The sequence below is a fragment of the Rhodococcus sp. JS3073 genome, from assembly GCF_026810085.1.
Lineage (GTDB): Bacteria > Actinomycetota > Actinomycetes > Mycobacteriales > Mycobacteriaceae > Rhodococcus_F > Rhodococcus_F wratislaviensis.
Genome location: NZ_CP113951.1, coordinates 45,503 through 70,370, shown reverse-complemented (window position 1 = coordinate 70,370; position 24,868 = coordinate 45,503). Strand labels below are relative to the sequence as shown.

At 69.1% G+C, this 24,868-nt stretch carries 21 protein-coding genes; 10 read left to right on the top strand and 11 right to left on the bottom strand.

The genetic code is table 11. The features are described 5' to 3' along the window. Positions 1 to 9 precede the first annotated feature (9 nt). From rapZ to ppc, 8 genes are all read left to right on the top strand, one after another. Complete coding sequence (gene rapZ / locus OYT95_RS00320; protein ID WP_043943921.1) at positions 10 to 876, top strand: RNase adapter RapZ; 867 nt, start codon at positions 10 to 12, stop codon at positions 874 to 876. Beyond that, positions 873 to 1,898, top strand: a complete 1,026-nt coding sequence (locus OYT95_RS00315; protein ID WP_005241779.1) for a gluconeogenesis factor YvcK family protein — start codon at positions 873 to 875, stop codon at positions 1,896 to 1,898. The genes rapZ and OYT95_RS00315 overlap by 4 nt, the downstream gene beginning before the upstream one ends. Beyond that, positions 1,889 to 2,872, top strand: coding sequence for a DNA-binding protein WhiA (whiA, locus tag OYT95_RS00310; RefSeq protein WP_037237817.1), 984 nt, complete (start codon positions 1,889 to 1,891; stop codon positions 2,870 to 2,872). Before OYT95_RS00315 ends, whiA begins: the two co-directional genes overlap by 10 nt. Positions 2,873 to 3,132: 260 nt before the next feature. Next, positions 3,133 to 4,152 carry a type I glyceraldehyde-3-phosphate dehydrogenase gene (gene gap / locus OYT95_RS00305; RefSeq protein ID WP_268790579.1) on the top strand — a complete coding sequence of 340 codons (1,020 nt, stop codon included), beginning with the start codon at positions 3,133 to 3,135 and terminating at the stop codon, positions 4,150 to 4,152. 17 nt (positions 4,153 to 4,169) lie between these two features. After that, positions 4,170 to 5,381: a phosphoglycerate kinase gene (locus OYT95_RS00300; RefSeq protein WP_005241786.1), complete on the top strand. Its 1,212-nt coding sequence runs from the start codon at positions 4,170 to 4,172 to the stop codon at positions 5,379 to 5,381. Between the two features lie 3 nt (positions 5,382 to 5,384). After that, positions 5,385 to 6,170 (top strand): triose-phosphate isomerase, encoded by a 786-nt coding sequence (tpiA, locus tag OYT95_RS00295; RefSeq protein ID WP_037237815.1) that lies wholly within the window; start codon positions 5,385 to 5,387, stop codon positions 6,168 to 6,170. A gap of 125 nt (positions 6,171 to 6,295) precedes the next feature. Next, positions 6,296 to 6,529, top strand: a complete 234-nt coding sequence (gene secG, locus OYT95_RS00290; protein ID WP_005241788.1) for a preprotein translocase subunit SecG — start codon at positions 6,296 to 6,298, stop codon at positions 6,527 to 6,529. Positions 6,530 to 6,575: 46 nt separating this feature from the next. Further along, positions 6,576 to 9,332, top strand: coding sequence for a phosphoenolpyruvate carboxylase (gene ppc, locus OYT95_RS00285; RefSeq protein ID WP_268790578.1), 2,757 nt, complete (start codon positions 6,576 to 6,578; stop codon positions 9,330 to 9,332). A gap of 320 nt (positions 9,333 to 9,652) precedes the next feature. Here ppc and pgl read toward each other — a convergent pair whose 3' ends face one another. Genes pgl through tkt form a run of 5 tightly spaced genes read right to left on the bottom strand, consistent with a single transcriptional unit; the run spans position 9,653 to position 16,088 of the window. Then, the gene (gene pgl / locus OYT95_RS00280) at positions 9,653 to 10,396 is read right to left on the bottom strand and encodes a 6-phosphogluconolactonase (protein WP_128638655.1); all 744 of its coding nucleotides are present in this window, start codon (positions 10,394 to 10,396) and stop codon (positions 9,653 to 9,655) included. Then, positions 10,389 to 11,300, bottom strand: a complete 912-nt coding sequence (opcA, locus tag OYT95_RS00275) for a glucose-6-phosphate dehydrogenase assembly protein OpcA (RefSeq protein ID WP_112300761.1) — start codon at positions 11,298 to 11,300, stop codon at positions 10,389 to 10,391. The genes pgl and opcA overlap by 8 nt, the downstream gene beginning before the upstream one ends. After that, entirely contained in the window at positions 11,301 to 12,845 is a 1,545-nt protein-coding gene (gene zwf / locus OYT95_RS00270; protein ID WP_268790577.1) for a glucose-6-phosphate dehydrogenase, read from the bottom strand. 3 nt (positions 12,846 to 12,848) lie between these two features. Further along, the gene (gene tal / locus OYT95_RS00265) at positions 12,849 to 13,973 is read right to left on the bottom strand and encodes a transaldolase (RefSeq protein WP_037237803.1); all 1,125 of its coding nucleotides are present in this window, start codon (positions 13,971 to 13,973) and stop codon (positions 12,849 to 12,851) included. A gap of 6 nt (positions 13,974 to 13,979) precedes the next feature. After that, entirely contained in the window at positions 13,980 to 16,088 is a 2,109-nt protein-coding gene (tkt, locus tag OYT95_RS00260; RefSeq protein WP_268790576.1) for a transketolase, read from the bottom strand. A 216-nt stretch (positions 16,089 to 16,304) separates the two neighbouring features. Here tkt and OYT95_RS00255 point away from each other — a divergent pair, with 216 nt between their 5' ends. Further along, positions 16,305 to 17,288 carry a heme o synthase gene (locus OYT95_RS00255; protein ID WP_037237848.1) on the top strand — a complete coding sequence of 328 codons (984 nt, stop codon included), beginning with the start codon at positions 16,305 to 16,307 and terminating at the stop codon, positions 17,286 to 17,288. Positions 17,289 to 17,321: 33 nt separating this feature from the next. On the opposite strand, the gene OYT95_RS00250 is transcribed toward OYT95_RS00255, so the two are convergent. Beyond that, complete coding sequence (locus OYT95_RS00250) at positions 17,322 to 18,287, bottom strand: quinone oxidoreductase family protein (RefSeq protein ID WP_112300765.1); 966 nt, start codon at positions 18,285 to 18,287, stop codon at positions 17,322 to 17,324. Positions 18,288 to 18,367: 80 nt separating this feature from the next. On the opposite strand from OYT95_RS00250, the gene OYT95_RS00245 reads away from it, so the two are divergent. Then, positions 18,368 to 18,733, top strand: coding sequence for a hypothetical protein (locus tag OYT95_RS00245; protein WP_268790575.1), 366 nt, complete (start codon positions 18,368 to 18,370; stop codon positions 18,731 to 18,733). Here OYT95_RS00245 and OYT95_RS00240 read toward each other — a convergent pair. From OYT95_RS00240 to mptB, 5 genes are all read right to left on the bottom strand, one after another. Beyond that, the gene (locus OYT95_RS00240) at positions 18,730 to 19,692 is read right to left on the bottom strand and encodes a COX15/CtaA family protein (protein ID WP_268790574.1); all 963 of its coding nucleotides are present in this window, start codon (positions 19,690 to 19,692) and stop codon (positions 18,730 to 18,732) included. The two genes, OYT95_RS00245 and OYT95_RS00240, sit on opposite strands and share 4 nt — an antisense overlap. Before the next feature lie 69 nt (positions 19,693 to 19,761). Then, the gene (locus OYT95_RS00235; RefSeq protein ID WP_268790573.1) at positions 19,762 to 21,207 is read right to left on the bottom strand and encodes a hypothetical protein; all 1,446 of its coding nucleotides are present in this window, start codon (positions 21,205 to 21,207) and stop codon (positions 19,762 to 19,764) included. Next, positions 21,204 to 22,004, bottom strand: coding sequence for an ABC transporter permease (locus tag OYT95_RS00230; RefSeq protein WP_037237788.1), 801 nt, complete (start codon positions 22,002 to 22,004; stop codon positions 21,204 to 21,206). The genes OYT95_RS00235 and OYT95_RS00230 overlap by 4 nt, the downstream gene beginning before the upstream one ends. Further along, entirely contained in the window at positions 22,001 to 22,945 is a 945-nt protein-coding gene (locus OYT95_RS00225) for an ABC transporter ATP-binding protein (RefSeq protein WP_037203409.1), read from the bottom strand. The genes OYT95_RS00230 and OYT95_RS00225 overlap by 4 nt, the downstream gene beginning before the upstream one ends. 6 nt (positions 22,946 to 22,951) lie before the next feature. Continuing rightward, positions 22,952 to 24,736 carry a polyprenol phosphomannose-dependent alpha 1,6 mannosyltransferase MptB gene (gene mptB, locus OYT95_RS00220; RefSeq protein WP_268790572.1) on the bottom strand — a complete coding sequence of 595 codons (1,785 nt, stop codon included), beginning with the start codon at positions 24,734 to 24,736 and terminating at the stop codon, positions 22,952 to 22,954. Between the last annotated feature and the right edge of the window lie 132 nt (positions 24,737 to 24,868).

Genomic DNA, 24,868 nt, shown 5'->3' with positions numbered 1-24,868 from the left:
GTTCGGCCGATGGACTTCCTTCTCGTCACCGGGCTCTCCGGGGCGGGGCTGCAGACGGCGGCGAAGGTCCTCGAGGACCTCGGGTGGTACGTCGCGGACAACCTTCCCCCGGAACTGATTTCCCGGATGGTGGATCTGAGCCTGGAATCCGATTCGCGGCTCGAGCGGCTCGCCGTCGTCATCGACGTGCGCAGCCGGTTGTTCACCGGCGACCTCGGCTGGGTCCTCACCGAACTGGAAAGCAAACCCGTGCACACACGGGTGCTGTACCTCGACGCGTCGGACGAGGTCCTGGTGCGCCGGTTCGAACAGGTACGCCGCAGCCACCCGCTGTCGGGGGGAGGCGCCGAGGGCACCCTGTCGGAGGGCATCGCCGCCGAGCGCGATCAGCTCGCGAAGGTGAAGGCCGCCGCGGATCTGGTGATCGACACGTCGTCCCTCGCCGCGCACCAGTTGCGGCAGAAGATCGAGGACGCGTTCGGCGACGCCGAGAACCGGACCATGCAAGTAACAGTCCAGTCGTTCGGTTTCAAGTACGGTCTTCCGATGGACGCCGATCTCGTCTGCGACGTCCGCTTCCTGCCCAACCCGCACTGGATACCCGAGTTGCGTCCGCACACCGGGCAGAGTGCGGACGTGCGGGACTACGTGTTGTCGCAGGACGGTGCCGAGGACTATCTCGCCACCTATCACCACCTGCTGGATCTGACGATCGCGGGATATCGTCGGGAGGGGAAGCGCTACATGACCATCGCGGTGGGGTGCACCGGAGGGAAACATCGGAGTGTCGCGATGTCGGAGGCCTTGGCGAGCCGACTCGGAAAGGACTCCGGGCTGAACGTGCGTGTCGTCCATCGTGATCTGGGGCGCGAATGAGGCCGGTGCACCAGCCGCCTGCGATCGTCGCGCTCGGCGGCGGCCACGGACTGTTCGCCACTCTCAGTGCCGCGCGCCGGCTCAGCCGTGACGTCACGGCGGTCGTGACCGTCGCGGACGACGGCGGATCCTCGGGACGGCTGCGCGCCGAACTGGGTGTCATCCCGCCGGGGGATCTGCGGATGGCGCTCGCCGCACTCGCCGCGGACGACCCCGAGGTGCAGGACTGGACGGACACCATCCAGCACCGCTTCGGCGGAATCGGCGCCCTCGCCGGCCACTCGGTGGGCAATCTCATCCTGGCCGGCCTCACCGAGGTGCTCGGCGATCCCGTCGCCGCGCTGGACGAACTCGCCCGGTTGCTGCGGATCAACGGGCGGGTGCTACCGATGTCGCCGATCGCCCTGGACATCGAGGCCGACGTGCAGGGCCTCGAGGCGGACCCGCGGGTCAGCCGCTGCATCCGCGGTCAGGTCGCGGTCGCGACCACGCCCGGCAAGGTGCGCCGCGTGCGTCTGCTGCCGGCGAATCCGCCCGCGTGCCCGGACGCGGTCCGGGCGATCGACGTGGCAGACATGGTCGTCCTCGGTCCGGGGTCGTGGTTCTCCAGCGTCATCCCGCACGTCCTCGTGCCGGAACTCCTCGACACGCTGATCGCCACCGCCGCGCGGAAGGTGCTGGTGCTCAACCTGGCTCCGGAGCCGGGCGAGACGGCAGGATTCTCCACCGAGCGTCATCTGCACGTACTGTCCCAACACGCACCCGAACTCACCGTCGACTTCGTCGTGGTCGATTCGGGTTCGGTGCCACCGGGGCGCGAGCGCGAGCACCTCGCCCGCGCCGCCGGACAGTTCCAGGCACGCGTCGTGTACGCCGACGTGTCGGAGCACGGCACCCACACGCACCATGCAGGAAAACTTGCGTCCGTTCTCGAACAGCTCTGGAGCGACCCCGACGCGGGGTCTCGGGGGAGCGAAGTGGCCGAGACACCAGAGGAAAGGGAGAGCGCTTCGTGGCAATGACAGCAGAGGTCAAAGACGAACTCAGTCGTCTCGTCATCACTCATGTGAGTTGCCGGAAGGCCGAGGTCTCGTCGCTGCTGCGGTTCGCCGGGGGATTGCACATCGTCGGCGGCCGGGTAGTGGTCGAGGCGGAAGTGGACCTGGGGTCCACGGCCCGCCGGTTGCGCCGCGAGATCTTCGACCTGTTCACCTACAGCGCCGACGTCCACGTCCTCAGCGCGGGCGGGCTGCGCAAGTCGTCCCGGTACATCGTGCGGGTCGCGAAGGAGGGCGAGGCTCTCGCCCGCCAGACCGGTCTCCTGGACCTGCGGGGACGCCCCGTGCGCGGGCTTCCCGCGCAGGTGGTCGGTGGCAGTGTCGCCGACGCGGAGGCCGCGTGGCGCGGCGCGTTCCTGGCGCACGGTTCGCTGACCGAGCCGGGGCGATCGTCCGCGCTCGAGGTCAGCTGCCCGGGCCCGGAGGCGGCGCTCGCCCTCGTCGGGGCGGCGCGCAGGCTGGGCATCTCCGCGAAGGCCCGCGAGGTCCGTGGCACCGACCGGGTGGTGATCCGTGACGGCGAGGCCATCGGCGCACTGCTCACCCGGATGGGGGCCCAGGACACCCGCCTCGTGTGGGAGGAACGCCGCATGCGCCGGGAGGTCCGTGCCACCGCCAACCGGCTCGCCAACTTCGACGACGCCAACCTGCGCCGGTCCGCGCGGGCGGCCGTCGCGGCCGCTGCCCGCGTCGAACGGGCCCTCGACATCCTGGGTGACGAGGTTCCCGACCATCTGGCGGCGGCCGGTCACCTCCGGGTGGAGCACCGGCAGGCGTCCCTGGAGGAACTCGGCCAGCTCGCCGACCCGCCGATGACGAAGGACGCCGTGGCCGGCCGCATCCGGCGGTTGCTGTCCATGGCAGACCGCAAGGCCAAGGAAACCGGCATCCCCGACACCGAGTCGGCCGTCACCGCAGACCTTCTCGACGACGCCTGACCGTCGCCGGCAGTCGCCGCCCGCCACCCCCACTCCCCGGACGAACGGGACGCTCGTTGCGTCAGATCGAACGAGCGTCCCGTTCGTCCGGGTCGGGGCGGCCGGAAAGGTGCCCGGAGGTGACTGCGCGCGCGAGTGGCATGCGCACTAGGGTAAGAGCCACATCGACCGATGAACCCTCGCGCCGACCACCGTCGGTGGTGTCGTAGCGGCGCGGGAGCAGAGCTGCACAACCAGAATCATGCGCAAAGGAGCAGATTGTGACTGTCCGGGTAGGCGTAAACGGTTTCGGCCGTATCGGGCGTAACTTCTTCAGGGCGGTGGATGCGCAGAAGGCGCTCGGAACCACCGACATCGAGATTGTGGCGGTCAACGACCTCACGGACAACGCTACGCTGGCGCATCTCCTGAAGTACGACTCCATCCTGGGTCGTCTCCCGCACGACGTCTCGCTCGAAGGTGAAGACGCCATCGTCGTCGGAAACCAGAAGATCAAGGCACTCGCCATCAAGGAAGGCCCCGCGGCGCTTCCCTGGGGTGACCTGGGCGTCGACGTCGTCGTCGAGTCCACCGGAATCTTCACCGACGCAGCCAAGGCGAAGGGCCACCTCGAGGCCGGCGCCAAGAAGGTCATCATCTCCGCCCCGGCCAAGGGCGAGGACATCACCATCGTGATGGGCGTCAACGACGACAAGTACGACGGCAGCCAGAACATCATCTCCAACGCCTCGTGCACCACCAACTGCCTCGGCCCCATCGCCAAGGTGCTCGACGACGAGTTCGGCATCGTCAAGGGCCTCATGACCACGGTCCACGCCTACACCCAGGACCAGAACCTGCAGGACGGCCCGCACAGCGACCTGCGTCGCGCCCGCGCCGCCGCCCTGAACGTGGTCCCCACCGGCACCGGTGCCGCCAAGGCCATCGGCCTGGTCCTCCCGCAGCTGCTCGGCAAGCTGGACGGCTACGCGCTGCGTGTCCCGATCCCCACGGGCTCGGTCACCGACCTCACCGCGAACCTGAAGAAGTCGGCCAGCGTCGAGGACATCAACGCCGCGATGAAGGCCGCCGCCGAGGGACCGCTCAAGGGCATCCTGAAGTACACGGACGCCCCGATCGTGTCGTCCGACATCGTCACCGACCCGCACAGCTCGATCTTCGACTCCGGCCTCACCAAGGTCATCGACGATCAGGCCAAGATCGTGTCCTGGTACGACAACGAGTGGGGTTACTCCAACCGTCTGGCCGACCTCATCGGTCTCGTCGCCAAGTCTCTCTGAGCGAAGGTCCGGTAACAGTGGCAGTACAGACTCTCGACGATCTGCTGAACGCTGGGGTCGAGGGGCGCGCCGTTCTGGTGCGCTCCGACCTCAACGTTCCGCTCGACGGTGACCGGATCACCGATCCCGGGCGCATCATCGCTTCCGCGCCGACGCTGAAGGCGTTGGCGGAGGCGGGCGCCAAGGTCATCGTCACCGCCCATCTGGGTCGCCCCAAGGGCGAGCCCGACCCGCAGTACTCCCTCGCACCGGTGGCGGTGAAGCTCGCCGAGGTGCTGGGACGCAACGTCCAGCTCGCCGGCGACGTCGTCGGGCAGGACGCTCTGGCACGGGCCGAGGGGCTCACGGACGGCGACGTTCTCCTGCTGGAGAACATCCGCTTCGATCCGCGGGAGACCAGCAAGGACGAGGCCGAGCGGACGAAGCTCGCCAAGGCCCTGGTCGAACTCGTCGGCGACGACGGCGCGTTCGTGTCCGACGGGTTCGGTGTCGTGCACCGCGCGCAGGCGTCGGTGTACGAGGTGGCCAAGCTGCTCCCGCATTACGCGGGCACGCTCGTCGAAGCCGAGATCAAGGTGCTCGGCAAGCTCACCGAGGAGCCCGAGCGGCCGTACGCGGTCGTGCTCGGTGGGTCCAAGGTGTCGGACAAGCTCGCGGTGATCGAGGCGCTGGCCCCCAAGGTCGACACCCTCGTCATCGGTGGCGGCATGTACTACACGTTCCTGGCGGCGCAGGGCGTTTCGGTCGGCAACTCGCTGTGCGAGGAGTCGATGATCGACACGTGCAAGGCGCTGCTCGAGCAGTACGCCGACGTGATCCACATCCCGCAGGACGTGGTCATCGCCGATTCGTTCTCGGCCGACGCCGAATCGAAGATCGTCTCGGTACTCGAGATCCCGGACGGCTGGATGGGTCTCGACATCGGACCGCAGTCGGTTCGCCGGTTCGCCGCGATCCTGACCAGCGCGAAGACCGTGTTCTGGAACGGCCCGATGGGCGTGTTCGAGTTCGAGAAGTTCGCCGCGGGCACCAAGGGTGTCGCAGAGGCGATCATCGAGGCCACCGGGAAGGGCGCGTACAGCGTCGTCGGTGGCGGTGACTCCGCCGCGGCGGTGCGCCAGCTCGGTCTGCCCGAGGACGGGTTCTCGCACATCTCCACCGGTGGCGGCGCCTCCCTCGAGTACCTCGAGGGCAAGGAACTCCCCGGCATCGCAGTTCTGGAGGGCTGAGGCATGGCACGGAAGCCGCTGATCGCCGGCAACTGGAAGATGAATCTGAACCACCTCGAGGCCATCGCGCTGGTTCAGAAGATCGCCTTCTCGCTCCCGGCGAAGTACTTCGACAAGGTCGACGTGACGGTGATCCCGCCGTTCACCGACATCCGCAGCGTGCAGACCCTCGTCGAGGGCGACAAGCTCCTGCTCACCTACGGTGCGCAGGACGTGTCGGCCCAGGATTCGGGTGCGTACACCGGTGAGATCAGCGGCTCCATGCTGGCCAAGCTGGGCTGCACGTTCGTCGTCGTCGGGCACTCGGAGCGCCGGACCCTGCACTGCGAGGACAACGACACCGTGCTGGCCAAGACCAAGGCCGCGCTGAAGAACGGGATCACCCCGATCGTCTGCATCGGTGAGGGCCTCGACGTGCGCGAGGCCGGCGAGCACGTGTCCTACAACGTCGAACAGTTGCGGGGCTCGCTCGCCGGACTGTCCGCCGAGGACATCGCCAAGGTCGTCATCGCGTACGAGCCGGTGTGGGCCATCGGAACCGGTCGCGTGGCCAGTGCCGCGGACGCGCAGGAAGTGTGCGCCGCGATCCGCGCCACGCTCGGTGAGCTCGCCTCGCCGGACGTCGCGTCCGGTGTCCGCGTTCTCTACGGCGGTAGCGTCAACGCCAAGAACGTCGGCGAGATCGTCGGTCAGACCGATGTGGACGGCGCCCTGGTGGGCGGCGCCTCACTGAAGGCCGACGAGTTCGCCACCCTGTCGGCGATCGCCGCGGGCGGACCTCTGCCGTAAGGCGCCTTCGGCGCCCGTGCGCCTTTCCGGCAGCGCTAGGTACCGGAAAGGCGCACGGGCGCGGAGCGCCTGTAGGGTGTACGAGGTCGTTGTTGTTCCTACTGGATGGGTGGACGTAAACAGACATGGAACTGTTTCTGGATATCTTGCTGGTGGTCACCAGCTTGCTGCTGATTCTGCTGGTGCTGCTGCACCGCGGTAAGGGCGGCGGTCTGTCCAGCCTGTTCGGCGGTGGCGTCCAGTCGAGCCTGTCCGGTTCCACCGTGGTCGAGAAGAACCTCGACCGGCTCACCGTCTTCACCGGCCTGATCTGGTTGATCGCCATCATCGGCATCGGCCTGGAGATCAAGTTCGGCTGATCGGCTTCATCATGCAGACGGGCCGTCACCGGTCGATACTGGATGAATGATCGAAACCCCACGTGAGGCCACTGAACCACTCCGCGAAGACATTCGGCTCCTGGGCGGCATCCTCGGTCAGATAGTGCGGGAACAGGCCGGGGACAGCGTCTTCGACCTCGTCGAGAAGGCCAGGGTCGAATCGTTCCGGGTTCGTCGTTCCGAAATCGACCGCGCAGATCTGGCGGACATGTTCACCCAGGTCTCCACGAGCGACACCATCCCCGTCATCCGGGCCTTCAGCCACTTCGCCCTGCTGGCGAATCTCGCCGAGGACATCCACCGCGAACGCCGGCGCGCCGTCCACGTCGCCGCCGGTGAACCCGCCCCCGACAGCACGCTGACCGCCACGTTCGCCAAACTCGACGCCGCGCACCTCGGCAGCGACGTCGTCGCGGACGCGTTGCGCGGGGCGCTCGTGTCGCCGGTCATCACCGCCCATCCCACCGAGACCCGCCGCCGGACGGTGTTCGAGACCCAGTCCCGCATCACCGAGCTGATGCGCTACCGCGAGCGCACCGCCCTGACCGAGACCGAGACGGCCGACGTCGACGTCCGGCTGCGACGGCAGATCCTCACCCTGTGGCAGACCGCACTGATCCGGTTGTCGCGGTTGCGGATCCAGGACGAGATCGAGGTCGGACTGCGGTACTACGACGCCGCACTGTTCGAGGTCGTCCCGAAGATCAACGCCGAACTGCGCAGCGCCCTGCGATCGCGGTGGCCGGACGCGGATCTGGGCCGGGAGCCGATTCTGCGTCCCGGGTCGTGGATCGGCGGAGACCGCGACGGCAACCCCTATGTCACCGACGAGGTGGTCCGGCAGGCCACCATCCGTGCCGCGGCCACCGCCCTCGAGCACCACCTCGGGGAACTCGAGACACTCGAACGTGAACTGTCGATGTCGGCTCGCCTCGTCACCGTCACCCCCGCACTCGACCTCCTGGCCGCGGCGTCGCAGGACGATTCCCCGTTCCGGGCCGACGAGCCCTACCGGCGCGCGGTCCGGGGCATCCGGGGGCGTCTCACGGCCACCGCGCACCGCATTCTGGGTGAGGCACCCGATCACGGGCTCGACCTCGGGCTCGCACCGTACGACACCCCACGGCAGATGCTCGACGAACTGGACGTCGTCGACGACTCCCTGCGGCGTGGCGGCGACGGCACCATCGCCGACGACGGGCTCGCGAGCCTGCGGGACTCGGTGGAGGTGTTCGGTTTCCACCTCTCCGGACTGGACATGCGGCAGAACTCGGACGTGCACGAGACCGTCGTCGCCGAGCTGCTGGCGTGGGCGGGCGTGCACGCCGACTACCCGTCGCTGTCCGAGGACGAGCGGGTGGAGTTGCTGTCGGCGGAGCTGTCCACCCGGCGACCACTGACCACCGCGAACGCGGACTTCAGCGAGCTGACCACGAAGGAACTCGCCATTCTCCAGGCCGGCGCCGACGCGGTGCGGACCCTCGGTGCGGGCGCCGTGCCCAACTACATCATCAGCATGTGCACCTCCGTCAGCGACATGCTCGAGGCCGCCGTGCTGCTGAAGGAGGTGGGTCTGCTCGACCCCGGATCGGGGGAGGCGCCGTCCTGCCCGGTGGGGATCGTGCCGCTGTTCGAGACGATCGAGGATCTGCAGCAGGGGGCCGCCACGCTCGAGGCCACCCTCGAGGTGCCGATCTACCGGGCGCTGGTGACGTCGCGCGGCGACTCGCAGGAAGTGATGCTCGGGTACTCCGATTCCAACAAGGACGGCGGCTACCTGGCGGCCAACTGGGCGCTGTACCGCGCCGAGCTGGATCTGGTCGACGCCGCCCGCAAGACGGGAATCCGGTTGCGGCTCTTCCACGGTCGCGGCGGCACCGTGGGTCGCGGCGGCGGCCCCAGCTACGAGGCGATCCTCGCGCAACCGCCCGGCGCGGTGGCCGGGTCGTTGCGGATCACCGAACAGGGTGAGGTGATCGCCGCCAAGTACGCGGAACCCCGCCTCGCGCAACGCAATCTGGAGACGCTGCTCGCCGCGACCCTCGAAGCCACCCTGCTCGACGTCGAGGGACTCGGCGACGACGCGGAACCGGCGTACCGCATTCTCGACGAGCTCGCTGCGCTGGCCCGCCGCGCGTACGGCGAATTGGTGCACGAGACACCCGGATTCGTGGAGTACTTCGAGATGTCGACTCCGGTCGCGGAGATCGGGGCCCTCAACATCGGCAGCCGCCCCGCTTCACGGAAACAGACCACGTCCATCTCCGACCTCCGGGCCATCCCGTGGGTGCTGTCGTGGAGCCAGTCCCGGGTCATGCTGCCCGGGTGGTACGGCACGGGTGCGGCGTTCGAGGAATGGACGCAGGGCGACCCCGAGCGGGTGGCCACGCTGTCCCGCCTGTACGAGACGTGGCCGTTCTTCCGGACCGTGCTGTCGAACCTGGCCATGGTGATGTCGAAGTCCGACATGGGTCTCGCGGCCCGCTACGCGGAACTGGTTCCCGACGAGGAACTCCGCCGGCGGGTGTTCGGCAAGATCGCCGAGGAACACGAGCGGACCATCCGGATGTACAAGGCGATCACCGGGAACGACACCCTGTTCGCCGACAACCCCGGTCTGGAGAGGTCGGTGCACAATCGGTTCCCGTACCTCGAGCCCCTCAACCACCTGCAGGTGGAACTGCTGCGCCGCTACCGGGCCGGGGACGACAGTGATCAGACGCGCCGCGGCATCCAGCTCACGATGAACGGGCTGGCGACCGCGCTGCGCAACAGCGGGTAGCGCGCCGGTTCCCGCGTCCCGCGAGAAGCGAGTGAACTTTCTTGCGGGGCGGGGGAACCGAACCGTCCGTCGCTGCGTCAAAACGGGAAAGAGCACGAACGTTTCCGAGACGAAGTGGGGCGACGGATGAGGCGTTGCGCGGGCAACCCGGACTACTGGCGCGGGGGAGTGGGACGGCGGGGGACGAGCGCGGCGAGCCCACGTCGGGCCGGTCGGATCGTCACCGAATGCCGGGTCACCCGGTCACCGGTCGAGCGGGACCCTCGGTCGCCCGCCGGGTTGCCGGCGGACGACGACGAGGACCCCGTCGGATGAGAGCATCAGTTCGGCAGCCGGGACGCGGCCGACGTGTCGAGCAGCCACCGGGTGGCCGACAGTCCGCGCGCCCCGGATGCCGGGATCTCGACGGGCGGAGCGCCCGCGATCGCGGCGGCCACGGCCTCGGCCTTGGCGTCGCCCGCCACGACGAGCCACACCTCGTCGGCGTGCCGGACAGCGGGCAGGGTCAGCGTGACCCGCACCGGCGGCGGCTTGGGGGAGTCCGTCACCGCGACGACGAACCGGTGCTCCTCGCGTACCGCGTCGGTGTCGGGGAACAGCGAATTGACGTGTCCCTCACCGCCCATGCCGAGCAGGTGGACATCGAAGACCGGAACCTGCTTGCCGTCGGCGTGCGCCCCGAGCACCTGCGCGTACGCGACGGCAGCCGCCTCCGGATCGTTCTCGTAGATGCCGTCGGCGACGGGCATGGTGTGCACCCGGTCGGGGTCGACGTCGACGTGGTCGAGCAGAGCGGCCCGCGCCTGCACGTCGTTGCGTTCCGGGTCGCCGGCCGGCAGGAAGCGCTCGTCACCCCAGTAGATGTCGATCGCACGCCAGTCGATGTCGCCCGGGTTCTCCCGCACCTTCTCGAGCAGCCCGATCCCGGTTCCGCCTCCGGTGAGGACGACCGACGCCGTACCACGGTCCTTCTGGGCGGCGACGACGGTGGCGACGAACCGCTCCGCGGCCCTCGTCACCAGCGTGTCGGTGTCGGGGTGGACTTCTACATGGATGTCACTCATAGGTCACCTTCGTCAGCCCGGCGAGTGCGGTCTCGTAGACCTCGTCGGCGTCGAGCCTGCGTAGTTCTTCGGCCAGGCACTCGCTCGTTTCCCGCCTGCGGAGCGCGACCCGCGCATCGGGTTTGCCGGTGCGTGTCAGCGTCGCCGTGGTGCCGGTCTGGGGGCGGCTGATGGTCAGAGCACCACCGTCGGCGAAGTTGATCTCCACGAACAGCGGGCCGACCCGCCGGGTGACGGGGACGTCGACGCGGCTCGCCAACCACCCCGCGATCATGTCGACGGCGGGCTCGTCCACCAGCCCGGACACCACCGCAGACGTGATCGGCGAGTGCGGCGGCTGATCGACGGCCGAGGTCAGGAGCGCACGCCAGTAGGTGATGCGACTCCAGGCCAGATCCGAGTCACCGGACGAGTACGACGCGAGGCGGCTCTTGATCTCGGCGGCCGGATCCGCGCGATCGGTCGCGTCGGTGATGCGGCGGATCGCCAGCTTGCCCACCGGGTCCTCGGCGGGGACCTCCGGGGCCGTCTCCGGCCACCACACGACGACGGGAGTGTCGGGGAGGAGGAACGGCACCACCACGCTGCTCTCGTGGTCGGCGAGTTCGCCGAACAGCCGGAGCACGACGACCTCCGACGCACCGGCGTCGCCGCCGACGCGGATCTGCGCGTCCAGGCGGGGTTCCGCGTCACGAGACCCCCAGGCGACGACGATGACGCGGCACGGATGCTCCCGGCTCGCCTCGTTGGCGGCGTCGATGATGTCCTCCGAGTACTCACTGTCGCGGGTGCATACCACCAGCGTGAGGACTCGCCCCAGGGTCACTGCGCCGCCGGTCTTGCGCACCTCCACCAGTTTCTTGTTGACCTGTCCGGTGGTGGTCGCGGGAATGTCGATGATCATCTACGGCCTTCTCCATTCGCGACCGGTACGTTGCATCATTTCGTCTGCCGACGGCGGGCCCCACGTGCCGGCCTCGTACGGTTCCGGCCTGCCACCCGCAGCCCAGTGCTCGAGCGCGGGGTCGAGGATCTCCCAGGACAGTTCGACCTCGGCGTTCACGGGGAACAGCGAGGGCTCACCGAGGAGTACGTCGAGGATGAGGCGCTCGTACGCCTCGGGCGACGACTCCGTGAACGCCTGACCGTAGCTGAAGTCCATGTTGACGTCGCGGACTTCCATGCTCGACCCCGGCACCTTGGACCCGAACCGCATGGTCACACCCTCGTCCGGCTGCACCCGGATGACGAGGGCGTTCTGCCCCAGTTCCTCGGTCATCGTCTGATCGAACGGCAGATGCGGTGCGCGCTTGAAGATCACGGCGATCTCGGTGACCCTGCGGCCGAGCCGCTTCCCGGTGCGGAGGTAGAACGGCACCCCCGCCCAGCGGCGGGTGTCGACCTCGAGGGTGATGGCCGCGAACGTCTCCGTGGTGGAGTCCTTCGAGAACCCTTCCTCCTCCAGCAGTCCGACCACCCGGGTACCGCCCTGCCAGCCGCCCGCGTACTGGCCGCGTGCCGTGGTCTCGTCGAGCGGCTGGGCGAGCCTGGTGGCGGAGAGCACCTTGATCTTCTCCGCCTGCAACTCGGACGGTTCGAAGCTGATCGGCTCCTCCATCGCGGTGAATGCGAGAAGTTGCAGCAGATGATTCTGGATGACGTCGCGCGCCGCCCCGATGCCGTCGTAATACCCGGCGCGTCCACCGAGACCGATGTCCTCGGCCATGGTGATCTGGACGTGATCCACGTAGTGGGCGTTCCAGATCGGATCGAACAACTGGTTCGCGAAGCGCAACGCCAGAATGTTCTGGACGGTCTCCTTGCCGAGGTAATGGTCGATCCGGAAGACCGTGTCCTCCGGGAAGACCTCGTTCACGACCGCGTTGAGCTCACGTGCGCTCTCGAGGTCGTGACCGAACGGCTTCTCGATGACCACCCGGCGCCACTGGTCGTCGTTCGACTGCGCGAGACCGGCCTCGGACAGCTGCTTCAGGACCACCGGGAACGCGTCCGGCGGTATCGCGAGATAGAACCCGTGATTGCCGCCGGTTCCGCGTTCGCGTTCGAGCGTCCCGAGAGTGTTGGCCAGTTCCTGGAAGGCGGCCGGGTCGTCGAAGCTGCCCTTGACGAAACGCAGGCCCTCCGACAGTCGCTCCCAGACGTCCTCCCGGAACGGGGTGCGGGAATGGTCGCGCACGGCATCGTGGACGATCTTGCCGAAGTCCTCGTCCGACCAATCCCTGCGGGCGAACCCGACGAGAGCGAACCCGGGCGGCAGAAGACCACGATTGGCCAGATCGTAGATGGCGGGCATCAACTTGCGCCGGGCCAGGTCGCCGGTGACACCGAAGATCACCAGCGCACACGGCCCGGCGATGCGTGGTAGGCGCTTGTCCCTACCGTCGCGGAGTGGATTGACCCAATCGTCTGACGCTGCGGGCTCGCTCACGTATCAGCTCTTCTGCCCTGCTGCGCGCAGCTGCTCCGCGGTGGCCTCCAGGAGCTCGGTCCAGGACACCTCGAACTTGTCGACGCCCTCGTCCTCGAGGACCTTGAACACGTCGGTGAGGTCGATGCCGACGGCGCTGAGCTTGTCGAACACCTCCTGCGACTCGACCGCGGTGCCGGACACCGTGTCGCCGGCGACCTCACCGTGATCGGCGAACGCGTCGAGAGTCTTCTCCGGCATCGTGTTCACGGTGTTCGGAGCCACCAGTTCGGCGACGTACAGAGTGTCGGGGTAATCGGGGTTCTTGACTCCCGTCGACGCCCAGAGCGCGCGCTGCGGGCGCGCACCATCGGACAGCAGACCCTGGAACCGCGGCTGCACCTCGAAAATCTGCTGGTACGCGGCGTACGCCAGGCGGGCGTTGGCGACGGCGGCCTTGCCGCGCAGCTCCAGCGCCTCGGGGGTGCCGATCTTGTCGAGCCGCTTGTCGATCTCCGTGTCGACACGGGAGACGAAGAACGATGCCACCGAGTGGATGCGGGACAGGTCGTGACCGGCCGCCTTCGCCGCCTCGAGGCCGTCCAGGTATGCGCCCATGACGAGTTCGTAGCGCTCCACCGAGAAGATCAGCGTGACGTTGACGCTGATCCCCTCACCGAGCACCTTGGCGATGGCCGGGATACCGGCCTCGGTGGCCGGAATCTTGATGAACAGGTTGGGGCGGTCGACGATCTTCCACAGTTCGACGGCCTGCGCGACCGTCTTGTCGGCGTCGTGCGCGAGGCGCGGGTCGACCTCGATGGACACCCGGCCGTCGACGCCGTGGCTCGCCTCGAACTGCGGGGCGAGAACGTCGCAGGCGGCGCGCACGTCGTCGGTGGTCACCGTGCGGATGGTGGCCTCGACGTCGGCACCGCGCTCGGCGAGCTCCCGGACCTGTGCGTCGTAGACGTGGCCCTTGCTGAGTGCGGCCTGGAAGATCGACGGGTTGGTGGTGACACCGACGACGGACTTGGTCGCGACGAGCTCGGCGAGGTTGCCGGACTCGATGCGGTCACGGGAGAGGTCGTCGAGCCACACCGACACGCCTGCTTCGGAGAGCTTCTGGAGGTTGGGGTTCTGAGTCATGGCGGTCTATCCCTTCACGCGTGCGAGTGAGCGCTGTGCGGCGGCGGTGACGGCTTCGGCGGTGAAACCGAACTCGCGGAACAGGGTCTTGTAGTCGGCGGAGGCGCCGAAGTGCTCGATGGAGACGATTTCGCCCGCGTCGCCGACGAAGCGGTACCAGGGCATGGAGATGCCGGCTTCGACGGAGACCCGCGCCTTGACCGTCGGGGGGAGGACGCCGTCGCGGTAGGCCTGGTCCTGGGCGTCGAACCATTCGACGCAGGGCATGGACACGACCCGGGTGGGGATGCCGTCGGCCTCGAGGGTCTCGCGGGCGGCGACGGCGAGTTGCAGCTCGGATCCGGTGCCGATGAGCACGACCTCCGGTGCCCCGGTGGAGGCGTCGGCGAGGACGTAGCCGCCGCGGGAGACACCCTCGTAGCTGGTGCCCTCGAGGACGGGGAGGTCCTGGCGGGTCAGGGCGAGGCCGGCGGGAGCGCGGGTGGCCTCGTCGGCGCCCTTCTCGAGGACGGCGCGCCAGGCGTGGGCGGTCTCGTTGGCGTCGCCGGGCCGCACGACGTACAGGCCGGGGATCGCGCGCAGCGCGGCGAGGTGCTCGATCGGCTGGTGGGTGGGCCCGTCCTCGCCGAGTCCGATGGAGTCGTGCGTCCACACGTAGGTGACCGGGGTCTTCATGATCGCGGCGAGTCGCACGGCGGGACGCATGTAGTCGCTGAAGACGAGGAAGGTGCCGCCGTAGGGGCGGGTCGGTCCGTGCAGCGCGATGCCGTTGAGGATCGAGCCCATGGCGTGTTCGCGGACCCCGAAGTGCAGGGTGCGGCCGTAGGGCTGGGCCGTCCACATCCGGGTGGAGATGGCTTCGGGGCCGAACGAGTCGGCGCCCTTGATGGTGGTGTTGTTGCTCTCGGCGAGGTCGGCGGAGCCGCCCCACAGTTCGGGGAGCACCGGTCCGACGGCGTTGAGAACGGCGGCGGACGCCTTGCGGGTCGCGACGCCCTTGGGATCGGGCTCCCAGGTGGGGAGGACGTCGGCCCAGCCGGCGGGAAGGTCGCGGCCGATCAGACGGTCGAGGAGCTTCTTGCCCTCGGGGGCGCGCTGCGTCCACTCGTCGTACTGGGCCTGCCATTCCTTGTGTGCCTGCGCGCCGCGCTCGACGACCTTGCGGGTGTGGGCGATGACCTCGTCGGCGACCGCGAACGTCTTGTCCGGATCGAAGCCGAGAGCCTTCTTCACGGCCGCGACCTCGTCGGCGCCGAGGGCGGCGCCGTGCGCCGCGCCCGTGTTCATCTTGGTCGGTGCGGGGAAACCGATGATCGTGCGAAGCAGGATCAGCGACGGCTTGTCGGTGACCTCGCGGGCCTTGTTCAGGGCCTCTTCGATGGCGACGACGTTCTCGCCGCCCTCGACGATCTGCACGTGCCAGCCGTACGCCTCGTAGCGGGCGGCGGTGTCCTCGGACAGCGCGATGGCGGTGTCGTCCTCGATGGAGATCTTGTTGTCGTCGTAGATCAGGGTGAGGTTGCCGAGCTGCTGGACGCCGGCGATGGAGGAGGCCTCGGAGGTGACGCCTTCCTCGATGTCGCCGTCGGAGGCGATGACGTAGATGTGGTGGTCGAACGGGCTGTCGCCGAGGGCGGGCTCGGGGTCGAAGAGGCCGCGTTCGCGGCGGGCGGCCATCGCCATGCCCACGGCGGAGGCGAGGCCCTGACCGAGCGGCCCGGTGGTGATCTCGACACCGCGGGTGTGGCCGTGTTCGGGGTGGCCGGGGGTCTTCGAGCCCCACGTGCGCAGCGCCTCCAGGTCGTCGAGTTCGAGACCGTAGCCGGCGAGGTACAGCTGGATGTACAGGGTGAGGCTGGAGTGCCCGCAGGACAGCACGAACCGGTCGCGACCGATCCAGTCGGCGTCGGTGGGGTCGTGGCGCATGACGCGCTGGAAGAGGGTGTAGGCGAGGGGGGCGAGGCTCATGGCCGTGCCGGGGTGACCGTTACCCACCTTCTGCACCGCGTCCGCGGCGAGCACCCGGATGGTGTCGACGGCCTTGGTGTCCAGTTCGGTCCAGTCGGCGGGGTGAACCGGTTGCGTGAGGACGTGGATGTCGTCTGTGATCGACACGGGCAGAAGTCTCCTGACATGGGTGAACGTGGAGCCTGAGGATGCGTGGGCCTCTTGTGCGACTCCAGCCTAGTGTGCGGTCGTATCCGGGTCGATTCGGTTCGCGCATTACGGCGGTCTACCATCGTTTGTAGTAGACGGCCGGCCGTCGCGAACGACTTCGGGAGCAGGCGGCGGCATTCGGATGTGGAATTACGCGTGGTGCGAGGAGAGAACGTGCGGACAGGGCATCAGCCGAGCGGACACGGCTTCGGCAGCCCCAGCCCCGCCCCCCGCGCGACCGACACCGGTACGGTGCTGGGTCGCGTCACGGGCAAGGTCCTGGCCTACATCGCATTGACCAAGCCGCGGGTGATCGAGCTGCTGCTGGTCGCCACCATCCCGGCGATGCTGCTGGCAGATCGCGGCAACGTAGACATCCTGCTGATCCTCAGCACGCTGTTCGGCGGGTGGATGGGCGCCGCGAGCGCGAACTCCCTCAACTGCGTCGTCGACGCCGACATCGACAAGGTCATGAAACGCACCGCCCGCCGGCCGCTGGCCCGCGACGCGGTGCCCACGTCCCACGCGTTCGTGTTCGGCATGACTCTCGGCGTCGCGTCGTTCCTCTGGCTGTGGTGGCGCGCCAACCTGCTCGCCGGCTGCCTGGTCGTCCTGACCATCGCGTTCTACGTACTCGTGTACACAATGGTGCTCAAGCGCCGGACCTGGCAGAACGTCGTCTGGGGCGGCGCCGCGGGCTGCATGCCCGTCATGGTCGGCTGGTCGGCGGTCACCGGGTCGCTGAGCTGGCAGCCCATCGTGCTGTTCCTGGTCATCTTCTTCTGGACGCCGCCGCACACGTGGGCCCTCGCCATGCGCTACAAGGAGGACTACAAGGCGGCCGGTGTCCCGATGCTGCCGGTGATCGCCACCGAGGAGCACGTCACCAAGCAGATCCTGCTATACAGCTGGGCGATGGTGATCACGTCCCTCGTGCTCGTCCCCGCCGCGGGTGTCGTCTATGCCGCCGTGACCCTCGTGGCCGGTGCCTGGTTCCTGCTGATGGCCCATCAGCTGTACCGCAGCGTCCGCGGCGGAGCGGCCGTGAAACCGCTCCGCCTGTTCCTGCAGTCCAACAACTATCTGGCCATCGTCTTCGTGGGACTCGCCGTCGACTCCGTGCTGGGACTGCAGACCGTGGCCGGCCTGCTGAGCTGACCTCCGCGTCACGGCCCGAGGTGACGCTCCGCGTCAGGGCACCAGCACGATCGATCCTGTCGTCGCACGCGCCTCGAGGTCGCGGTGCGCGTCCTCGGCCCGTGCGAGCGGGTACTCCGCGCCCACCCGGACCGTCAGTGAACCGTCGGCCAGGGCGGAGAACACGTCTCCCGCCCGCCACGCCAGTTCCTCACGGTTGCGGACGTGGTGCGCGAGTGTGGGCCGGGTGAGGAACAGCGAACCGGCCGGGTTCAGCCGTTGCGGATCGAACGGCGGCACCGGGCCGCTCGCCGCACCGAACAACGCGACCGTCCCCCGGATCCGCACCGACGCGAGACTGGCCTCGAACGTGGACGCGCCGACACCGTCGTAGGCGGCTGCGACGCCCTCGCCGTCGGTCAGCTCACGCACCCGGGCGGCGATGTCGTCGTCGTATCGCAGCACCTCGTGTGCGCCGGCGTCACGGGACAATTGTTCCTTGGCGTCGGAGGACACCGTGGTGATCACCCGCGCGCCCAGCGTGGTCGCCATCTGGGTCAGCAGCAGGCCGACTCCGCCCGCTCCGGCGTGGACCAGGACGGTGTCGCCGGACTGGATCGGGTAGGTCGAGTGGGCCAGGTAGTGGGCCGTCATTCCCTGCAGCAGAGCGGAAGCGGCCTGCGGGGCGGGCACGGAGTCGGGGACGGCGATCGCCACCGCCGCGGGCACGACCACCTTCTCGGCGTAACTGCCGGGGGCGGAGCACCAGGCCACCCGGTCGCCGGGAGCGATACCGGTCACGTCGCCGCCGACGGCCTCCACGACCCCGGAGCCCTCGTCTCCGGGGACGTAGGGGAGTGGCCGCGGGTACAGCCCCGTCCGGAAGTACGTGTCGATGAAGTTGATGCCGATCGCGTCGGTGCGAACCAGAAGATCCGTCGCTCCGATCTCGGGTTCGGGAACCTCTACGGGTTCGAGGACGTCGGGACCACCGAGACGGGAAACCTGTATAGCGCGCATGGTTTCAGTTCTACACGGCGAGTGCCGCCGCACCGAGCCTGGCGGGCGCGACACCGGTACCGCCCAGTATTCTCGGGGGCATGAGTACCGATACCCATGCCGAACAGGCGCCCGCGAGCCCGGCGCCCTCGCTCCCGTCCCACACGGTCGACGCGATCAAGAAGTTCGTGGCCGAGCACGGCGGTTCCGCCAGTGCGGTCATCCAGCCGATCGGACTCGCCGGCGTCCGCATCACGCTCGTCGGAGCCGACGGCATCCTCGGTGACCAGGTGGTCGAGGACCTCGCCACCGCGAACGCCGTCGTCGCATCCTTCGACGACGTCACCGTCTCGGAGTGGGACCGCGCGATCACCAGCATCGTCACGCCCCGCAAGGGCCACTTCCAGAAGATGGCCGGCTGGGTCGCGCGGCAGACGCGCTTCCCGAAGGCCCGCAACGAGCGCTAGACGCTCGCGGTGTCGGGCTGCGTGACGAACTCGCGGGTGCGTCCCGCAGCCCACACCGCCGCGGTGGCGGCGGTGCACAGCCCGGCTCCCGCGACGTGGAATGCGACGAGGACCGCGGGAACGTCGGTGAAGAACTGGACGAGTCCGATCAGCGCCTGCGCCACCACCAGCGCGAGTAGTACCTGCACGCGTACCTTCACCGCGCGGGTGGCGCCCACGGCGTACAGGCCGAAGCACAGGCCGACCAGCAACGCCAGGTAGCCCACCAGCAGCTGGGCATGCAGGTGCACGAGCGTGACGATCTCTACCTCGAGACGGGGAACCACGCGGTCGAGACTCTTGTCTCCCGCGTGCGGTCCGGCGCCCGTGACCAGCGTTCCGGCGGCGAGCACCCCGGCCAGCGCAACACCCGACAGCGCGGTGAGCCACCGCAGCGGGGCGGGGATCACGTCGATCGCCGGCGCGTCGTCGGGTTCGCAGATCTTCGCGTACATCACGGTCGCCAGCCACACCATCGCCATCGACGCGAGCAGGTGGACCGCGACCGTCCACCACAGCAGTCCGGTGAGCACCGTGACACCGCCGATGACGGCCTGCACGACGGTGCCGAGGGGCATCATCCACGCGTAGACGAGGACCTCTTTCCGGCGACGGGTGCGGGTGACCGCGAGGACGATCAGGGCCGCGGCGACAACGACGACGAACGTGAGCAACCGGTTGCCGAACTCGACCGCCTGATGGACGACGGCGACCTCGCCGTGCCCGACCGGCACGAAGCTGCCGGGGAAGCACTGCGGCCAGGTGGGGCATCCGAGGCCGGAGGCGGTCACCCGCACGACGGCCCCGGTGACGGCGATCCCGCCCTGCGTGAGGATCACCGCGAACGCGATGACACGCTGCACGGTCAGCGACGGAAGGGGAAGACGGTCTACCAGGCTCAGAAACCCGCGATACAGCACGACGTCGATGGTAGAGGGCCGTCAACTACAGCGTGTCGTTGGGCCGGTGGCGGCGCGCTCGACTCCGTGCTACTCGCCGCGAATCCGCAGGATGCCGGTCACCGTGCCCTGCCAGAAGTCGCCGGTGTCGGTGACGAGTCCGGACGTCTGCACGGTGTCGTTGACCGCGGTACCGGGGAGTGGGCTGGTGCGCTCGACCGAGCCGTCCGCCGGATCGATCACCGCGAACGAGAAGCCGTCCAGGGGTGTCGTGACGTCGAACCCGTGGCGGATCACGGTGTACAGCAGGCCGTCACCGGTCGAGAGGTGGGGCACCGCCGCGCTGCGGACGTCGTTGCTCCACACCTGGTGGCAGCCGATCGGGTCGATGTCGACGCGGGTCATGCCGCCGGTGAAGGGGGCGTTCGTCGGAACCGCCGGGCCCGCGCCGTCCGGGACGGCGGGATACGGGTAGCCGTAGGTCCCGGCGACGTACACCGAATTGGCGATGCCGATCGGCGAGTTCTCGCTGCCGCCCGGGTTGCCGAGCACGGGGAGGGAGCAGATCTCGTCACCGGAATCGGCGCGGAAGACCCGAAGATTCACCTGCGGGTCGGCGTTGTCGACGATCGCGACGAAATCGCTGCCGGTCGACGGCCCGAAGTAGGTGGGAGTGGAGCCGGTGCCGTGGCTGAGTTGCCCCGGCTTACGGTCCGGACCGCGGTCGTAGTCCCGCCGCCAGTCCACGCGCACCGCGCCGTCGCGGAGCGTGAACTGGTACAGCGCGTGCGTCGTCGCGACCGCGGTGCCGGCGGGCGAGGTGGAGATGCTGTTCTGGACCTGCTCGCCCGCGGCCAGCGGCAGGCTGTGCGCGACGCCGGCGCGATCCACGGCTCCGACGACGCCGCCGCCCGTCGCGAACCAGACGTTGCCCTGCCAGTCCGGCGTCAGCCCGGTCACGTTGTCTCCCGGCGGAACACTGCCGGACAGGTCGACGTGCGAGTCGACGGTGATCCGCCAGCGGCCTTCGGGGTCCTTCGAATGTCCGAGGCGCAGTAGCTGACGGTTTCCGTCCACCACGACCAGTCGGTTGTCGTTGTCGAGGAACGCGTACACGCCGCCCAGGAGGCTGCCCTTCGCCAGTGCGAACGTGGCGAGCGAGGCGCCGAACGGGGCGGCGGGAGCGGCGGGGTCGATGAGGTGCACGGTGGGGACCTGGCCGGCCACGGACGTGCACAGGGCGACGACGAGCCGGTCGGAACCCTGCAGGAGGGTCGGGCACGCCGAGACCAGCGGGTACGCGGACAGGGTGACCGGGCCGGTGCCGGGACCGGGCAGCGGAGTCACGTCGGTGGACCCCGCATCGCCGTGCATCGTGGACGTGCCTGCGGGTCCGAGGAACGGGTTCGGCGCGGCGGGCGATCCCCACTGCGGTGCGGCGCCCGCGGGCAGGGTGCCGCAGCCGAGGACGGCGAGCAGGACTGCCAGGACGGTGCCGACGCTGTGGGCGCGCCGGGCTGTGGGTCGGCGGATCACGTGAACCGGAACGTCCGGGCCGCCAGGGCTCCCGCGGCCGCACCCCAGACGACGAGGACCACGACGCTGAGCAGGTCCACCGACCCCGACAGGGCGGCGTCGAGCGCATGCGCGAGCGCACCGGACGGGATCAGCCGGGCCCCGGTGTGCAGGAGCCAGGGCAGATCGCCGGTGGCGAACACCACACTGCCGACGCCGACCATCACGAACCAGAGGATGTTGGCCAGGGCGAGGACGATGTCGGCGCGGAGGGTGCCGCCGAGCAGCAGTCCCATCGCCGCGAACGTCACGGTGCCCAGGGCGATGATCACGGCGCCGAGGACGAGTCCCCACGCACTCGGACGCCAGCCGAGCGCCAGCCCGATCGAACCGAGGAGCACCGATTGCAGGGCGACGACGATAACCACGGCGGCGCTCTTCCCGGCGATGATTCCCCACGTCGGCAGGGGAGTGGCGCCGAGCCGCTTGAGGGCCCCGTACCGGCGATCGAAACCGACCGCGATGGCCTGGCCGGTGAACGCGGTGGACATCACCGCCACCATCATCACGGCGGGCACCACCTTGTCGACCCGCGACGTTCCGAGGTCGCCGATGGGCAGCAGACACAGGCCGATCAGCAGCGTGATCGGGATGAACATGGTCAGCAGCAGCTGTTCGCCGTTGCGCAGGAGCAGTTTGAGTTCGAGCGCGGTCTGCGCCCTCAACATGACCGCCGCACCGCTCGGGCGGGGATCGGGTGTGAACGTGCCGGGGGCGAAACGATTCTCCGTCAGACGGTCACTGGTGCTCATCGTCATCCCCTCAGTTCCCGGCCGGTGAGTTCGAGGAAGACGTCCTCGAGGCTGCGCTGGTCGACACGGATGTCGCTGATCAGGGCGTCCAGGTCGGCGCACCACGACGCGACCGACGCCACCACCTTCGGGTCGATCGGCCCTTCGACGAGGTAGGTGCCCGGCCCGGACTCGGCCACCCGGAAACCGTCGGGGAGGGCTCTCGCGAGGGGCTCGGTGTCGAGGCCTGCGGGCGCGCTGAGCCGCAGCTGCCCCTCGGCGCCGCGGCTGGTGACCTCGGCGGGCGTACCCGCCGCGACGATCGACCCGTGGTCGATGATGACGAGCCGGTCCGCGAGTTCCTCGGCCTCGTCCATCAGATGCGTCGTCAGCAGCACACTGACGCCGTCGCGGCGCAGCGCGTCGATCAGTTCCCACACGAGCAGGCGGGCCTGGGCGTCGAGTCCGGCGGTGGGCTCGTCGAGGAAGACCAGTTCCGGCCTGCCGACCAGCGCGCAGGCCAGGGACAAGCGCTGCTGCTGCCCGCCCGACAGCCTGCGGTACGGGGTGCGACGGGAATCCTCGAGTCCGAGGCTGCGCAGCAACCAGTCGGGGTCGAGGGGGTCGGCCGAGTAGGCCGCGACGAGGTCGAGCATCTCACCGGCGCGGGAGCCGGGGTACGCGCCGCCGCCCTGGAGCATCACACCGATCCGGGCCCGGACGGCGCCGGCATCGGCGACGGGGTCGAGTCCGAGGACACGGACGGTGCCGCTGTCCGGGCGGACGAAGCCCTCGCACATTTCGACTGTGGTGGTCTTACCCGCGCCGTTGGGACCGAGCAACGCGACCACCTGTGCAGGTTCGACGGTGAGATCGAGTCCGTCGACGGCCCTCACACCGTCGAAGGTCTTCACCACGCCTTCCAGGCGTACAGCAGGTTGCGCCGATCCGGGCGTTCGCGAGGTCACGGGGAATCAGCGTAAGCCTTGGCCTGGTGTGACCCGGCCGGTGCCCCGGCTTTCCGCGTCGACGTCGTCCCGGGGCGGATCCTGCGGATCCGGCACGGTCGGGTGCTGCTCCGAATCGACCCGCCAGGGCAGCCGGTTGCGGGTGATCACGATCAGCGTTCCGGCCGTAAAGATGGTGGCGATGGCGGCCTGCACGATGACGAAGGGCTGGTACTCGCCGCCGTTCGGCATCAGGATGACGCTGACGATGGACGAGAAGACGACGGCGGGGACGCGGAAGGCGGGTGCCGTGGCCCAGGCCGCGAGCGGCAGGACCGCCCACAGCAGATACCAGGGCTGCACCACGGGGAAGAGGAGGACGACCGCGCCGAGGGACAGTCCCAGCGCGCCGACAGCGTGGATGCGGCCGACGAGCGTGGCGACGAGCATCCGCAGTGTGATGAACGCCGCAGCGACGGCCGCGATCGGCCGGGTCAGGCTCAGCACCGCCGTCGTGTGGTCGCCGAGGCCCAACAGGACCCCGGCCAGTCCGGTGCCCAGCCCGAGGAGGGTGGGGATGGACATCCAGCTGCGGACCGCGTTCGCGGTGCCGAGGGTGTGTACCCAGCCGATGCCGAGTCCGCTGGACGTGCTGATGACGAGGGTGACCACCAGGGCCACCCCGCCGAGCAGGGCGGCCGCCATGAGCACGGCCTTCGGGGTCCCGCCCCATCTCCGGGCCAGCGCCATCCCGACGAATCCCAGTGCGAGGAGGGAGGGGATCTTGATCGTCGACGACAGGGCGATGAGTGCCGCCCCCGACAGCAACAGGAGAAGGGATTGCCCGCGGATCGGCTCCGACCGTTCGATCGCCCGCAGCGCCAGCTCGATCCCGGCCAGCATGAGACCGAGCATCAGCGCCTCGTTGTGAATTCCCGCGACCAGGTGGAACAGCAGCAGGGGGTTGGCGGCGCCCAGCCACAGGGCGCTGACCTCGGCGACGCCGCAGCGCCGCGCCAGCCGGGGGAGCGCCCAGACGATCATGGCCACACCGGCGAGGGCCAGCAGCCGGTGCAGGAAGATTCCCGCGACGATGTTCTCACCGGTCAGCCAGCTGATCCCGCGCCCCATCCAGAGGAACAGCGGCCCGTACGGCGCCGGCGTGTCGCGCCAGATCGTCGGCACGGTCCGGGTCAGGACGTGATCGACGCCGAGCGCACCCGCGGGACCGATGGCGTAGGGATCGAGCCCGCGGGCCGCGATCTCGCTCTGCGCGAGGTACGAGTACACGTCCTTACTGAACATCGGCGGCGCGACGGACAGCGGGATGATCCACAGCAGCAGGGTGCGGTCGAGCTGGGACCGATTGAGGCGGCGCACGGCCCCCGACTGCAGACTGCCGATCGCGAAGCGTCCGAGGAGGAGCCACGCGAGCACGATCATCACGGTGCCGGTCATGGTCAGCGTCAACGCGACGCTGGGGATACGGGCGGGCAGACCGATGACGCGAAGACCCTGGACAGGGTTCTGCAGTACCGGCTGGGCGCCGGCGCCCAGCGCGCCCACCGCCATCAGGACGGCCCCGGTCGCGCCGAACCGGCGGATTCCGCGGAGCTGCGCGGTCTCCTGCTCGTTCAGGCCCGCGGTCTCCGGCTCGTCGCCGTGCAACGCGGCCGCCACCGAGGGGCGCGGGGAGCGACCGTCGATGCCCAGCGCCCGCCGGGCGAGCTCGGCCGGATGTCGAAGAGCGGCGCGAGCCGTGAAGGTCGGCTCCGCGCGGGTCGGCTCCGGGTTCTCGGGGGTCTGCGGCACACAGGCAGCGTAGCGGTGCGCCGAACACAGCCGGTTCGGCCAGTATTCCCGAGCGGCGACAGCACATAATCACAGGTGTAAGGCAGGGCACCCTTAGTAGACCTGCGATCCGAATTCCGTCACACTAGTGTT